Source organism: Listeria kieliensis (assembly GCF_003369925.1).
GTDB classification, from domain to species: Bacteria; Bacillota; Bacilli; order Lactobacillales; family Listeriaceae; genus Listeria; species Listeria kieliensis_A.
Genome location: NZ_LARY01000002.1, coordinates 346920 through 361054 on the forward strand (window position 1 = coordinate 346920; position 14135 = coordinate 361054).

A 14135-nucleotide genomic window follows, 5' to 3' on the forward strand; every position below is an offset into this window, starting at 1 on the left:
AGGGGTTTTAACTTAGATCAAATCCTTAATCATATTTTGAAGTCTTACAATAACTCATTAAGCGGACAGTGCTTCCTCAAATAAGGCTCACCTAATTCTACGAATAAAGCTTTCATTTCTCCTTCTTTTGGAACAACCACTACTTTAATTCTTTTAAAATATGGCGCAAATATTTCTTGAACGAATTCATTTATTTCTTTTGTCATCTTTCGACAAATTGGAAATATTGTTGCCATGTCTTCTTCCTCTAAGTGAGGATGTTCATTCGCAGACATATCATACTCATATAAAATTTGATCTATAAAAAAAGGAATACTCTTTTCTAGATCAGATAATAAAACCTCTTCTTTCAATACTAACCATTTATAAAACGCAGCATACCCTTTCGGGAGTCTTTGTGTTTTATACAAATCATTCAATTGCTCTATAATATCCTGCTTAACATCTCTCACACTCAACAATTCTATGTCTTCAACAATTTCCACTTCTTTAAAAAAAGTCTGCCAATACAAGAAAGACTGTGAAGCATAATTCTCAGGAAGTGGATATTGAAAAGTAACTGTTGCTTCATGCTCGATATCTATAGGCGTCAAGTCCCTTTGCTCAATCACCATTATAAACAATGAAAAAAAGATAAAAGGTTTTATTTTATTTAATTGAATTAAATCGCGACTTACCTCACTGGGATCCATATTGTTTTCACTCCTGAAACAATCATCCCAGGACCTTTTGTTGTATAAGCTTGTCCTGTGAATTTAACTTTATATATACCCGGTAATTTATAGTACCATGATTTTGAAATGTTTAATTTAGGGCTATTCTGTCTTAAGGTATCAGTAACAAATTGTCGTCGATTATTATCATAGTTTATATATATCTTATAGTCAACTTTAGTAATCCTGCAATTCTTTCCAGTGCCAGTAGCCCTCATTGTGGCTCTCATACCAACTTTTGATACGTTATAAGTTCCCATTGCAATGATAGGTGCTGATACAGCCCTCGATTGAAGCTCTGGTTCAACAGCAAATGGTACAGGTTCATTTGAATTACTCGGAATTTCGACTTTATCAACTGCTTTTCCCAGTGAAGATTTAGGATGATTGTTCACTGCTTCATCAGCATTTGCGGTGAAAGTTGGTGCCAATACTAAAATCCCCGCTATTATTGGTGTTACAATCTTCAATGCTTTATCTTTTTTCATGCTAAATCCCTCTTTTCGTTGTTTTTGTTTTATTACACCATGAGTATAGCATGAAATGTTTTTGTAAAATCAAAAATGTAATGAAATGTCTGATTCTTGTCGCGAACGACCAAAAATCTATAGTTTTTTATATTTTTAGGATTTTATATATAATATTCAATTATTGATTCAAAAACTAAAATAACTAGTCTGATGAAGGGGATAATTACTGTTTTATAGCCATTTTGTTTATTTTGAACGCAATAATTATTAATAACTAACTAAATGAATTAGGGAGATTTTTAGGGAGGTAAAAACCTCGACTTTTGTCAGGGTTTTGATTCGTTTTTCTTTTTTCTAACATTCGGAATAATTGCAATAGAATATACTATTGTAGAAATAATCAGGTTGCTAACTTCAAAATTTTTAAGTAACTTTGTTCCTATCGTGAAAACGACTATAAAGAAAAGTACATATCCTATCCACTTTTTATAATTCATACCATCAACTCCTAATCAATCTTTACCTTCTGACTTTTTGATAACTAACTTGAACAGGTCCCTTCCAAGTCTTCTTATTGTTTGTAAACTCGTCAATGACTTTATAATAATGGTATTTTTTATCTGATCTCTTATAAATTGATTGCCTCATATACTTATACGACTTAACTAAACCGCTAAAAAATGTAGTTGTCATAGCTCTAGCAACAGCACTCCCCATCGGAACCGATGCAAGACCACCAGCCATAAGTGCTTTATATGCTAAGTTAGTTCCAGTATGATTTAAATTAACAACTTTCCTAGACACAAGACTATACTTAGACCCTCCAGCTGTTGTCTGATTTGAAAACAGTGCAATTTCTCCTGCTGGTTGTATAAGATTTAAGTCCTCACATGTTTCTTGACTTTCATCTGCTGAAATCAATACAGTTTTTTCACTTGTTGCAAATGATGTAGCTGGAACAATACTTCCCAAAATCAAAAAAACGGCTAATACTGCAGCAAAATATTTTTTCATGCTAAATCCCTCTTTCCGTTGTTTTTGTTTTATTACACCTTGAGTATAGCATGAAATGTTTTTGTAAAACCAAAAATGTAATGAAAAGTCTGATTCTTGTCGCGAATGACCAAAAACCTATAGTTTTTTCATTTTTTAGGATTTTAGAAAGAATATTCTAATTTCAATTGTAATTATTTTAATTGTCTAGACATAAAAAGCCCCGACGTTTATCAGGGCTTTAGTTCATTCTGCTTTTTCGTTATCCCACAAAGGGCATGGGTATTCAGGGAGTTCATTGTTCCTAACACTTTTTCTATTTGTTATCACTCTACTTTGTATTCTATACATAAAATCTTTATATGCTTGAAAAAAATCATCGTATTTTTTTGATCCAGAAACAGAAGCTCTTTCACCTGTCATATAAACCTCAAAGTGTCCATCTATAAATTCAATTCTCGCCTGATATTCAGCACGATTATTATTTCGACCAGCGAAAAGTGAATATCTTAATGCTGAATATCCTAATAAGTCAATATCGCGCTGAATCATTTCTTTATATTCTTCAATCACTATCTTTCCCAGCCATCCCATAACGGACAAGAATAATCAGTAGGTTTTTCATCTCTAACTCTGCGACGATTCCGCAAAATCATGAGCTGTGCTTTAATTAAAAATTCCATTCGTGCGTCAGAAAATTCATCAAATTTATTTACTCCAGAAACAGAAGCTCTTTCACCGGTAACATACACCTCAAAAAAGCCATCTATATATTCAATTCTTATCTGATATTCTTCTCGATGCTTATTTTCTCCTGCAAAAAGTGAATACCTCAATGCCTTATAATCTAACAACTCTATTGTGTCTTCCATTCTTTCTTTATATTCTTTAATCTCTTCGTTCAACTTATTTCAACTCCTTCATCAAACCTAATCTTTCATACCAATCAACTACAGTTCCTAGTTGTATTTGAGTTCCTCCACCAGCCCCAAATACTTCTGCTATTTTTCCTTTTTGTGGATTTGCGATGTCTTCAAAAGTAAAGTTAAAGTCTCTCATATCATCCATTAATTCATCTTTAGCCGAACCATTTAAGGAGTTAAAAGCTTCTTTAACATTTTCTAAATTTATGTCTTTAGTGACTTCGCATTGATGGTACGGCTTCACACTTTCAGGATAAGGAAGCCCTCTAGTATCATATTCTAATATTTTTCCTTCTTCAACTGGACTTGTGAATTTACCAAATGGATCTCCATATCTATCAATTACCTGACCTGCCTTCAAATTAGCATCAGTCTTTATTGGCTTTCCACCACTATCACAAACAAAGCCATCTGTTCCTTTCGGTGGCCATTTTATTTCCCCAGCTTCATCTAAATAATCGGGAGAGCGAACAAGTTCGCCGCGCGCAGATTTATAAGCTGTCTCACCATTTTTCAATGTTACTTTTTCAGGCTCAAACGCTTTGCTTGTTTCTTTGATTATATCATCTGTTTGACGTCCTCCGCCATTCAAATTCAGGTCATACTTTTGTAAAACCTCTTTCATTTTCTCCGTCGCATTGCTTACTTGAGATGTTCCACTTGGTGGAATAGCTCCCACACTTTCTGGAGCGAGCTGACGCCTTGAATTTAGATTCAAGTTACCTTTAAAGTTATCCGCTACTCTCCCGACTTCATCCAGTCCTCTCGTAACCTTTCCAATCCCTGTATGTATGCCTTCTTTCACAGTCGTTTTTAAACTATTTATTCGTGTTAAGGCGCTTTTCTGTCCCAACTTAATCAAGTCATCCGCTTTAGATGGAATGCTCTTCACACCGTGCAGAAGATTATCGCTTAGACTGGCAAGCTTAGTACCTGATCGAATGGCTTGCGTGCCTCCTGAAAAAGCCTTCATTCCTGGCACAATATCCAACAGCGAAAAGGCTCCACGCATCGCTCTTTCTGATGTATCCAGTTCGCGACCTGTTAGCCAGTCCTTTCCGCTAAGTGCCGCACTCATTTCTAAGCCGCCATAAGCCAAACCTAATGCGAGTCCGGCAGGCGGGCAGAAAATACTCACGCCCACAATGGCTACCGTTGCCACCACATTCACCCAAAACTCTTTTTTCTGTTGCTCATCTTTGATAGAAGTATATTCAAAGGCTCGTGAGTTCAACATGGCACTTCTAAACTCTTTTCGGCTCACTTCTTGATCTTTGTTCTGCCTTTTCCACTCCTCGTACTGGAGTTTCATTTGATCGGCATAATAATTATCTCCGCTGAACAAATCATCCAAACTGACTTCTTTTTTAGGCACTTCGATTTCTTCCCGTGTGTAGCTATTTGCATACGTTGTAATGGTTTTAGTCGCACCAATCCGATTTTTCGTTGTAAACTTCGAAGCGTCTAAGTCCCGCATGCCTTCCACAAATTCATCTAATGCCTCATAAAAAGGCTGGTCAATCTTATCATTCACAAGTTCCCCTGCTTCTCCCGCAAAGTCATGTAAGACCTCAAAATCTTCATAGAGTTCTTGGAGCTTCTTTCTGTTATCCGTGTGAGAAAAAGAAATAGCACCATCTGCATCCAATCTCGCAATATCCTTTTCCATTTCTTCTAAGTTCTTGGAAACATCTTTTAGGCTGTCTATGGCACCTTTCCCCCAAACGCCTTTTCCAATGAGGCTTCCGATGCTTTTTTCTGCTTTTCCAAAATCATCTTCCTGATAATGAACATCTTTCACCAATCACATTCACCCACCTATTTATTTTTCATCAGACAGAATAAATAAATTTGTCTCATATATGCATTTTTAGGGAGAAAATTAGGTAGAAGAAAAAAATTCAACATAACGAAAAAAGCTGTACCGCAATGGGTACAGCTTCTTTCAGCGCAATCAAAAGGAGAAATTCACACAATCAAATAAAGGGGGTATTTGTTTGTGATTTATTTCACGGTATTAATATATCATATCTAAATACATAATTCAATACTTCACAAACTTTTTTTGGAAGTTTTTTTTATCTTTTTCTTTTATTTATAATGATGAAAAATTAGCTTTCTCTTCACTGTATTATTATTCACAAGCAATTAAAAGAACAGTCTAACAAATTGGCTTTATTAGGATATTCTCTTTCCAGCTAAACGAATAATACAGTATCTCACACATTTAAAAAAAGAGGAAGCTTTCTCAATTAGCAAGGCTTCCTCTTAAAACTTTTTTTGTAAATTTATAATTTCACAAAGTTAATTTTCCAATTTTTCAAGTTCGATTAGACGCGCTTCAAAAACTTCCAACGCATCTTCAATGACTTGGCTACTTGTCATATCTACACCTGCACGTTTTAAAACTTCAATTGGGAAATCTGAACTCCCCGCTTTTAAATAATCTAAATAAGCTTCGACAGCCGGAGTTCCTTCATGTAAAATTTTAGCACTTAACGCAGATGCAGCGGAAAAGCCCGTCGCATATTGATATACATAGTAATTCATGTAAAAATGCGGAATACGGGACCACTCGTAGCCAATTTCAGGATCATATTGGACCGAATCACCGTAATAATTTTTATTGATCTTGAAATATTGTTCAGTCAAGAACTCTGCAGTTAAGGCTTCACCATTTTGATCTGCTTGATGGATTAAATGTTCGAATTCAGCAAATTGAGTTTGACGGAAAACAGTTCCTTTAAACCCATCTAAATAATGGTTAAGTAGATAAGCTCGAACTTTGGGATCTTCATATTTCTTAAGCAAATAATCCGTCAAAAGGTTTTCATTCGTTGTTGATGCTACTTCCGCAAGAAATATCGAATAGTCTCCATAAATATAAGGTTGATTCGTTCGTGTATAGTAACTATGGACGCTATGCCCTAATTCATGAGCTAGTGTAAACACATTATCAATATTATTTTGCCAGTTTAGCAAGATATAAGGATTAGTACTATACGCTCCTGACGAATAAGCACCACTTCGTTTACCTTTATTTTCAACCACATCAATCCATCTATTTGCGAAAGCTTTTTTGAGAATTTCTTGATACTCTTCACCTAATGGTTTCAAAGCTTCTAAAACGAGCTCTTTCGCTTCTTCATAAGAGAATTCTAACTTCACTTCACTCGAAAGTGGTGTATACATATCATACATTCGCAAATCTTTTAAGCCCAAAATTTTCTTGCGCATAGCAACATAACGATGTAATAGTGGTAAATGTTGGTTAACTGTCTGTACTAACGAATCATATACCGTTTCAGGAATATGGTTTCCAGAAAGGGCTGCCTCACGAGCTGATTGATAGCCTCGCACGGATGCATAAAAATTAGATTTTTTCACCTGACCATTTAATGTTTGAGCAAGAGTATTTTTTAAGCCTTCATAAACGGAATAAAGTCCTTTGAACGCTTCCTCGCGAACACGACGGTCACTACTTTCAAGTAGCTTCCCATAGCGGCCATGCGTAATTTCAACTTCATTCCCATTCTCATCGCGAATGACTGGAAACTTCAAATCAGCATTGTTTAGTGTGCTGAATGTATTCGAGGAACTGCCAAGCACTTCGCCCGCATTTGCTAAAATCGCTTCTTCTTTTTCAGATAAAATATAAGGGCGACTTAAATTTAATTCTTCAAGAACATGCTTATATAATTCAAGTTCTTTATTTTCATTTAAGAACGCTTTAAGGCGCGTCTCTTCAATGGATAAAATCTCAGGATCAAAATAACTTAAACCTGTAATTACTTGCGTGATTAGACTTCCTGCTCGACTATTCATTCCTTGATACGTTGCATCTGCTGTATCTTGATCAAGCTTCAAATGCGCGTATACATATAATTTCTCAAGTCGATCGAAAAGTGCATCGCGAAACTTTAAGGCTCTTAGAAGCGCCTCCGCACTATCTCCAAGCGTTCCTTTGAATTGTTCACTTTGCTTGCTTAGTTCTTGAATTTCTTTAAACTCTTTTTCAAAAGCCTCATCTGACGGGAAAATAGTTGTAAGATCCCAAGTCAGTTCTTCTGGCACTTCATTTCTTGCAGGCAATGCTCCTATTTTGTTCTCTGCCATCTTAAAACCTCCCCAAATCAATCTTCCTTTTTATTATGATCTAAAAATCATAAAAATGCAAAAATCATAAATTAAGAAAAAATTTGTGGGGTTTGTCGCCATTTCATTTTTCTAAGCAATCGGTAGTTCCCACTCGAAATCTCAACAAGTATCTCTTTTTCTTCCAGATATAGAAGATATTCTTTTAATAATTCCTCCGCTTCTTCTTCATGAAAGCCCAGTACTTTTAACGGTACTACACAAGCTCGAAAACGTTCAGCAATCGCTTTGTACGCAAAACTCTCCCCCGCTTCGAGTCGGTCAAAGAAATGGATCCAAAGCGAAAACTGCCATTCTACGGGAGCCGTATGAACAAGAAATTGTTTACTCAATTGCACTCCGACTTGAAGGGGTAAATGATAAAGCGAGAAACCTGAATGATAGAGTTCTTGCATAAAATGACTCCGTGACTTATATTTCGCATAGTAGTAGCAAAGCCGTTCCCGTTCAATTTCGCGGTGGTGAGGTTGATATTTTTTCTGTTTTCCTCCTTTGGCCGCTCTCATTTTCTGCTTCATTTCACTAAGTGGGAGGGTTAACGGGAGAAGCAAACGCTCCCCAAAAAAGTATTTACTCCCTGCATGGACAAGATGGTGAATACACTCGATTCTACGCTTTTCTGGTTGAAAGAAAAGCAAATAATAGCCCAGCTCTTCACTTTTTCTAATGAAACATTGTTGAAAATTTGAAAAAGCATAGCTAAATTTGTTTTTTATAATGTCTTGGCCTAGTAACCAAACCGGAATAAACCTTTCTGATAGATAGTCATTTGTTCGCTCCAGCAATTGAGAAGTTGGAATCGTCGAGCACTGAAACTCAACCGCATACTGCCCATCAACCAGAAGATCTGCTTGTCTATGAATAGCTTGGAGAAAACTTTCTAGTTTTACTTCAAATCCCTGATAAAGTAACCAACGACATAACTCCTTTTTCCCCAGTAAATGTTTTCTCGTCTCTCCTTCTGAAGAAAAGCGGCATCTTGCTCCCTGCTTATGCGCAAAATGAGGTAGTTTAATATCACCACATTTAAGAATTAGCTCTTCTCCACACGCTGGACATAAAAAGGAATCTTGCTTCGCTTTTAAATGTGAAATGTTCGCCTGCGTAGCTGTAAAATAGTCACCTTGTTTGTTCTTTGCTGTAAACATTTCCAACATCCTTTACTCGTTTTATTTATTCATTTCGACAAGACTACACCCAAACCCTTCATTTATTTTAAAATCACAAAAAAAGACTCGTTTCTATATTTTAGAAACGAGCCCTGTTTATTTCTTAATCAACAAAATATTGTTTTACTTGTTCTAATGCCGGATTATCAAAAATCAGTTTACCATATTCGTCCAACATGTAGCCTGTTAAGTTTGACTCAATGCCATACTCAAGCAATATGCTGACCGTATTGTCAATGTTTGATTCATTATATTGAGTTTCAGGAAATTCCACATAAAGGAAATATCTATCTTGATAAACGTAGAGCTTTGTGTCTACATTTTGAAGTCCAGATGCGTGACTCATTTGAATTAAATCTTCAAAGTCATTAAATGACAAGACAAACTCTAATGTGCCTTCATCGTCCTCCGAATCCTTTTTAACTGGATTAAAGTTTTCTTCTAACATTTTCTCAATTCGTTCCTCAGCAGCCAGTTCATCTTGACTAGCCGAACTAAGTTCAAAGTTTCCTTCGCCTTGTTTCGACAAATTCGCCTTCGTTACAAATACTTCTAGACCATGTTTTAAAGCTTGGACTTGTATCCAGAGCGGACCTTCAGGAGCGAACTCTTCTTCATACTTCAGCTCATCCATCATTTCCCAAAAAAGCTCTTCACTCTTTTCGCGATCATACCAGACATCTTCCTGATTGAAGCCGCGCTCTTCGAGATCCAGATAAGAAATGTAAAATTTAATTGTATCCTCATTAATTCGTTCAATTTCCATCGTCACACTCTCCCTTCCAATTTAGTCACTGACAACGAAGGGTAAACTTCATACCTATATTTTATCTTATAATAGATGATTATACCACCTTTTATTCTTTTGGGCTCTTATCTTACCTCAAAATTACATTTTGCGCAAGTTTCCGAACTGAACAAAAAAACTGTCGGAAACCTTAGCTAGATTTCCAACAGCTTTCAATTAGTTAACCATTTTTTGAGCTTCACGCAATTGATAAGTTCTCACCTTTCTTGGCAAGAAACGACGAATTTCGTCTTCGTTATATCCAACTTGTAAACGTTTTTCATCGATAATAATTGGACGTCTTAAAAGCCCTGGGTTTTTCTGAATCAATTCAAAAAGCTCTTGCAGAGGCAAACTGTCTAAATCAACATTTAGCTTCTGAAATGTTTTTGAACGAGTTGAAATAATTTCATCGGTTCCATCTTCCGTCATACGAAGGATTTCTTTTATTTCATCTAAACTTAACGGTTCAGAAAAAATATTTCTTTCTTTGTATGGAATTTCATGGTTTTCCAACCAAGCTCGTGCTTTGCGACAAGATGTGCAACTAGGTGAAGTGTATAACGTTACCATTAGACATTCACACTCCTTAATCGGTTAATTTTTTTGTTTCATTCAAAAAACGAATTGCTAATCCATTCTCTTTTTGAAAATAGCAATCAAGAACCTACATTCTCATTATACACTAAAATTGTGAAATTCTATAGAGCTATTTTAAATTTTTTATTCGACTAGAAAAAGGATTTAGTGAGTCGTCAAATGTATCTTACCCTTACTATACATTCCTTAAACTAAACCAGCATGAAAAAAAAGATAAGAAAATTAAAATTTAATGAGAATTTTATTAATTTCTTTTCACAAACACAAAAAGAGCCTCACTTGCGCGAGGCCCTTTTTTATTTCATCGCTGCACTTGTCAGCTTTGCATGTTTTTCTTTATACATCTCTTCTTCTGCTTCCGAACAATATACATAATGTCCAGGCGCAATTTCACGCATTTTAATTTCTTCTCCATCTTTATACTCATGTGAACTCGGATCATAAAGTTTACGAACTCGAGAACGCTCGTAATTCGGATCCGGAAGTGGAATTGCAGATAATAAAGACTCAGTATATGGATGAAGCGGTGCACGATATAAATCGTCAGCAGGAGCAAGCTCCACTAGCTTCCCAAAATACATAACACCAATACGATCACTGATATATTTAACCATTGAAAGGTCATGCGCAATAAATAAATACGTAAGCCCTTTTTCTTTTTGCAGATCGCGCAAAAGGTTAACTACTTGTGCTTGAATAGAAACATCCAAAGCAGAAATAGGCTCATCAGCGATAATAAATTCAGGTTGAACAGCTAAAGCACGTGCAATACCGATTCTTTGACGTTGACCGCCAGAAAATTCATGAGGATAACGTCCAGCATGTTCTTTACTCAATCCTACTGTTTCCAGTAAGTGATAAACTTGTTGTGTTGCTTCCTCAGGCGTTTTCGCAAGCCCATGAATCTTAATCCCTTCCGCAATAATATCGCGTACTTTCATACGTGGATTAAGCGACGCATATGGATCTTGGAAAATCATTTGCATTTTTCTACGGAATTCATGCATTTCCTTGCGGCTCTTCTTAGCATGTACATTTTTTCCTTTGTACAGCACTTCACCACCCGTTGCATCATACAAACGAATAATCGTTCTACCCGTTGTCGATTTACCGCAACCTGATTCCCCAACAAGACCAAGCGTTTCGCCTTTATAAATATCGAAGGAAATATCGTCCACAGCGCGCACTTCATTAGCTTTACCTTGGTTAAAATACTGTTTCAGATTATGAATCTCGAGTAATTTTTCTTTCTCACTCACCTTGCTCAACTCCCTTCGCGTGAACAGCTTGCATCCTCGGGTGTTCTTTTGCAAATTGCTCTTGTCGTCTAAGAACAGCATCAGGAGGCGTCACCTCAGGAGCATCCGGATGTAGCAACCAAGTTGCTGCATAATGCGTATCCGAAACTTTAAACATTGGTGGCTGTTCCTCCAGATCAATTTGCATCGCATACTGATTCCGCGCCGCAAAAGCATCGCCTTTTGGTGGTTTCAAAAGATCCGGTGGTGTCCCAGGAATCACGTAAAGTTCTTCATCATCCGTATCAAGCGTCGGCATGGAACTAATTAATCCCCAAGTATACGGGTGTTGCGGATTATAGAAAATTTCATCTACCGTTCCAATTTCCACAATTTTCCCAGCGTACATAACCGCAACGCGATCAGCAACATTCGCTACAACGCCGAGGTCATGCGTGATAAAAATAATAGACGTGTCAATTTTCTTTTGAAGATCTTTCATTAAATCAAGAATCTGCGCCTGAATGGTTACATCGAGCGCCGTAGTTGGTTCATCTGCGATCAGAATTTGCGGGTTACAAGCAAGTGAAATCGCAATAACGACACGTTGCCTCATTCCTCCAGAAAATTGGTGCGGATACTGTTTAATTCGTTCTTCCGCATTTGGAATCCCAACAAGTTGCAATAAGCGTAACGCCGTTTTATGCGCTTCTGACTTGCCAATTTTTTGGTGCTTGATTAGCGGTTCAGAAATTTGTTTGCCAATTGTCATCGTTGGATTTAAAGAAGTCATCGGATCTTGGAAAATCATCGCGATATCTTTCCCACGAATTTTTTGCATTTGCTTTTCACTAGCAGTAGCCAAATCTTTCCCATCGAAAAGGATTTGACCAGATTTTATTTTCGAATTGCTTTCAGGAAGAAGTCGCATAACGGCTTTCGTCGTAACCGACTTTCCTGAACCAGATTCTCCCACGATAGCAAGTGTTTCTCCTTTATGAAGATCGAAGCTCACTCCGCGAATCGCTTGAACTTCACCGGCATAAGTGTGGAAGGAAATGTGCAAATCTTTTACTTCTAACAATTTTTCCATCGTTCCTCACCTTTCCTTTAGTCGCGCATTTTCGGATCAAACGCATCGCGAAGCCCGTCTGCGATTAAGTTAAATGCTATCATGATTATACAAAGTACAACGGATGGATAAAGAACCATGTAAGGAAGTACTTGCAAAGTCTTATAACCATCATTAATCAATGTTCCGAGCGAAGCTGTCGGAGCCGGAAGACCGAGTCCGATAAAGCTTAAGAAAGCTTCGAAGAAAATGGCACTCGGAATACTGAACATAACATTGATGATAATGACGCCAGAAACATTAGGAAGTAAATGTTTCATAAGAATCTTAGGAACAGACTCACCGAGTGTTAACGACGCAAGCACAAATTCCTGATCTTTTAGTTTTAAAACTTGTCCCCTGACGACCCGAGCCATGGTTATCCAACTGGTCATCGCAATAGCAATGATAATAGACATAATCCCTGGATCTAATACAAGAAGCATCAAAATAACAACAACAAGGTTTGGAATTGCAGAAATAACTTCAAGTATACGTTGCATAATATTATCTGTACGACCTCCAACAAAGCCGGAGATCATTCCATAAGCAACACCGATGACAAGGTCACACAATGCTGCTACTACAGCAATAATAAGTGAAACTCGTGTTCCTGCCCAAATACGTGCAAATTGGTCACGTCCAAGCGTGTCGCTTCCTAGCCAGTAATAAGTACCTTCTTTAACATTTTTTTGTTTATACACATCTACATCTTGCCCGCCGATATTTTGGTGTCCATTCCAAAACGGCATATTTTCAAACCCTGGAACTTTTGGCGGCAAACTCGCATACGGTGTATCTTGATAGTTAACACTACGGTTTGGTCCTAAGTTTGGAGAGAAATACTGTCCAAAAATAGCCATAATGATAATTACACCAAGCACAATCAGTGATACAAGTGCAGCTTTATTTTTTCTTACCCGAATCCATGAATCTTGTAGGAAGGTGAGACTAGGGCGCGAAATTTTATCTGCTTCTGCATCTTGAACTTGCGCTGGCTGAAACATTTCTTTTGCAATTTTTTCTGCCATTATTTCTTACCTCCCGACACACGAATTCGAGGATCAATCAATCCGTATAAAATATCAACTACAAGAATAATAAAGATCAACATCACAGCAAATAAAATGGTTGTTCCCATGATAACTGGATAGTCATTCGTTTGAATTGATGAAACAAATTGACTACCAATCCCTGGAATCCCATAAATATTCTCAATAACAAGTGAACCAGTCATAAGTGATACAGAAAGTGGTCCAAGCACCGTAATCAGTGGAATTAAAGCATTTCGAATCGCATGCTTCACTGCAATTTCTGTGCGACTGTTCCCTTTTGCTTTAGCAAGTAGAATATAATCCGAAGCAAAAACGTCAATCAGTTCAGTTCTCATAAACCTGGCTGCTGTTGCAAGTGGGAACATCGCCAGCGCAAATGCCGGTAAGATAGAATCAGCAAAAGTTCCCCAGCCAGCCACTGGAAGCCATTGTAATTTTGCTCCGATCCAATATTGCAAGACCGTCGCGAAAACGAAAGAAGGAATGGATTTCCCGAGTATCGCGATGAAGGTGCTGGTATAATCCGGCCACCTATTTTGATACATCGCGGCAATCACCCCGAGTATAACCCCAAATAATAGTCCAAAAACCATTGCTTCTAGTGCTAGAGTCACTGATGGTCCGATAAGTGCTCCTAAAATTTCAGACACTGGACGGTTATCAAGTTGGAAAGATACTCCTAAATCCCCTTTTACAAGTCCTGTCATGTAATTAAAATACTGAACAGGAACCGGATCATTCAACCCATACTTTTCATTCATGATGTGAATCTGTTCATCAGAAAGTTTCTCCTGATTCCGGTAAGGTGTACCAGGTAAAAGCTTCATTAGGAAGAATGTAACCGAAGCAATGATGAAAAGCGTAATTAACATGTAGAAAATGCGCTTTAATGTATATTTTGCCATCCTTTCTCTACACCTC

General features: G+C 37.2%; 14 protein-coding genes. All 14 read right to left on the minus strand.

Annotated features, from left to right (window positions below; translation table 11 throughout):
- Positions 1 to 44 precede the first annotated feature (44 nt).
- The gene (locus tag UR08_RS07520) at positions 45 to 692 is read right to left on the minus strand and encodes a hypothetical protein (protein WP_115753054.1); all 648 of its coding nucleotides are present in this window, start codon (positions 690 to 692) and stop codon (positions 45 to 47) included.
- The gene (locus UR08_RS07525; protein WP_115753055.1) at positions 674 to 1201 is read right to left on the minus strand and encodes a hypothetical protein; all 528 of its coding nucleotides are present in this window, start codon (positions 1199 to 1201) and stop codon (positions 674 to 676) included. The genes UR08_RS07520 and UR08_RS07525 overlap by 19 nt, the downstream gene beginning before the upstream one ends.
- Before the next feature lie 501 nt (positions 1202 to 1702).
- Positions 1703 to 2197 carry a hypothetical protein gene (locus UR08_RS07530; protein WP_115753056.1) on the minus strand — a complete coding sequence of 165 codons (495 nt, stop codon included), beginning with the start codon at positions 2195 to 2197 and terminating at the stop codon, positions 1703 to 1705.
- 225 nt (positions 2198 to 2422) lie between these two features.
- Positions 2423 to 2749, minus strand: a complete 327-nt coding sequence (locus tag UR08_RS07535; RefSeq protein ID WP_115753057.1) for an Imm59 family immunity protein — start codon at positions 2747 to 2749, stop codon at positions 2423 to 2425.
- Entirely contained in the window at positions 2749 to 3081 is a 333-nt protein-coding gene (locus UR08_RS07540; protein WP_115753058.1) for an Imm59 family immunity protein, read from the minus strand. The genes UR08_RS07535 and UR08_RS07540 overlap by 1 nt, the downstream gene beginning before the upstream one ends.
- A 1-nt stretch (position 3082) precedes the next feature.
- A complete protein-coding gene (locus tag UR08_RS13105) occupies positions 3083 to 4900 on the minus strand; it encodes a TNT domain-containing protein (RefSeq protein ID WP_240616083.1) in 1818 nt (605 codons plus the stop codon).
- Positions 4901 to 5403: 503 nt separating this feature from the next.
- Positions 5404 to 7215, minus strand: coding sequence for an oligoendopeptidase F (gene pepF, locus UR08_RS07555; protein WP_115753059.1), 1812 nt, complete (start codon positions 7213 to 7215; stop codon positions 5404 to 5406).
- 71 nt (positions 7216 to 7286) lie between these two features.
- Complete coding sequence (locus UR08_RS07560; protein ID WP_165849964.1) at positions 7287 to 8402, minus strand: competence protein CoiA family protein; 1116 nt, start codon at positions 8400 to 8402, stop codon at positions 7287 to 7289.
- Between the two features lie 124 nt (positions 8403 to 8526).
- Complete coding sequence (gene mecA, locus UR08_RS07565) at positions 8527 to 9189, minus strand: adaptor protein MecA (RefSeq protein WP_115753061.1); 663 nt, start codon at positions 9187 to 9189, stop codon at positions 8527 to 8529.
- Between the two features lie 198 nt (positions 9190 to 9387).
- Positions 9388 to 9783, minus strand: coding sequence for a transcriptional regulator SpxA (spxA, locus tag UR08_RS07570; protein ID WP_036071091.1), 396 nt, complete (start codon positions 9781 to 9783; stop codon positions 9388 to 9390).
- Between the two features lie 323 nt (positions 9784 to 10106).
- Positions 10107 to 11069, minus strand: a complete 963-nt coding sequence (locus UR08_RS07575) for an ABC transporter ATP-binding protein (protein ID WP_115753062.1) — start codon at positions 11067 to 11069, stop codon at positions 10107 to 10109.
- Positions 11062 to 12141 (minus strand): ABC transporter ATP-binding protein, encoded by a 1080-nt coding sequence (locus UR08_RS07580; protein ID WP_115753063.1) that lies wholly within the window; start codon positions 12139 to 12141, stop codon positions 11062 to 11064. Before UR08_RS07580 ends, UR08_RS07575 begins: the two co-directional genes overlap by 8 nt.
- Before the next feature lie 17 nt (positions 12142 to 12158).
- Positions 12159 to 13190, minus strand: a complete 1032-nt coding sequence (gene opp3C, locus UR08_RS07585) for an oligopeptide ABC transporter permease (RefSeq protein WP_115753064.1) — start codon at positions 13188 to 13190, stop codon at positions 12159 to 12161.
- Positions 13190 to 14119, minus strand: a complete 930-nt coding sequence (gene opp3b / locus UR08_RS07590) for an oligopeptide ABC transporter permease (protein WP_036071097.1) — start codon at positions 14117 to 14119, stop codon at positions 13190 to 13192. The genes opp3C and opp3b overlap by 1 nt, the downstream gene beginning before the upstream one ends.
- Positions 14120 to 14135 lie beyond the last annotated feature (16 nt).

Excerpts from the sequence above, each read along its gene's own strand:
- UR08_RS07520 (WP_115753054.1), bottom strand. The coding sequence starts at position 692 with ATGGATCCCAGTGAGGTAAGTCGCGATTTAATTCAATTAAATAAAATA.
- UR08_RS07525 (WP_115753055.1), bottom strand. The coding sequence starts at position 1,201 with ATGAAAAAAGATAAAGCATTGAAGATTGTAACACCAATAATAGCGGGG.
- UR08_RS07530 (WP_115753056.1), bottom strand. The coding sequence starts at position 2,197 with ATGAAAAAATATTTTGCTGCAGTATTAGCCGTTTTTTTGATTTTGGGA.
- pepF (WP_115753059.1), bottom strand. The coding sequence starts at position 7,215 with ATGGCAGAGAACAAAATAGGAGCATTGCCTGCAAGAAATGAAGTGCCA.
- UR08_RS07560 (WP_165849964.1), bottom strand. The coding sequence starts at position 8,402 with ATGTTTACAGCAAAGAACAAACAAGGTGACTATTTTACAGCTACGCAG.
- mecA (WP_115753061.1), bottom strand. The coding sequence starts at position 9,189 with ATGGAAATTGAACGAATTAATGAGGATACAATTAAATTTTACATTTCT.
- spxA (WP_036071091.1), bottom strand. The coding sequence starts at position 9,783 with ATGGTAACGTTATACACTTCACCTAGTTGCACATCTTGTCGCAAAGCA.
- UR08_RS07580 (WP_115753063.1), bottom strand. The coding sequence starts at position 12,141 with ATGGAAAAATTGTTAGAAGTAAAAGATTTGCACATTTCCTTCCACACT.
- opp3C (WP_115753064.1), bottom strand. The coding sequence starts at position 13,190 with ATGGCAGAAAAAATTGCAAAAGAAATGTTTCAGCCAGCGCAAGTTCAA.
- opp3b (WP_036071097.1), bottom strand. The coding sequence starts at position 14,119 with ATGGCAAAATATACATTAAAGCGCATTTTCTACATGTTAATTACGCTT.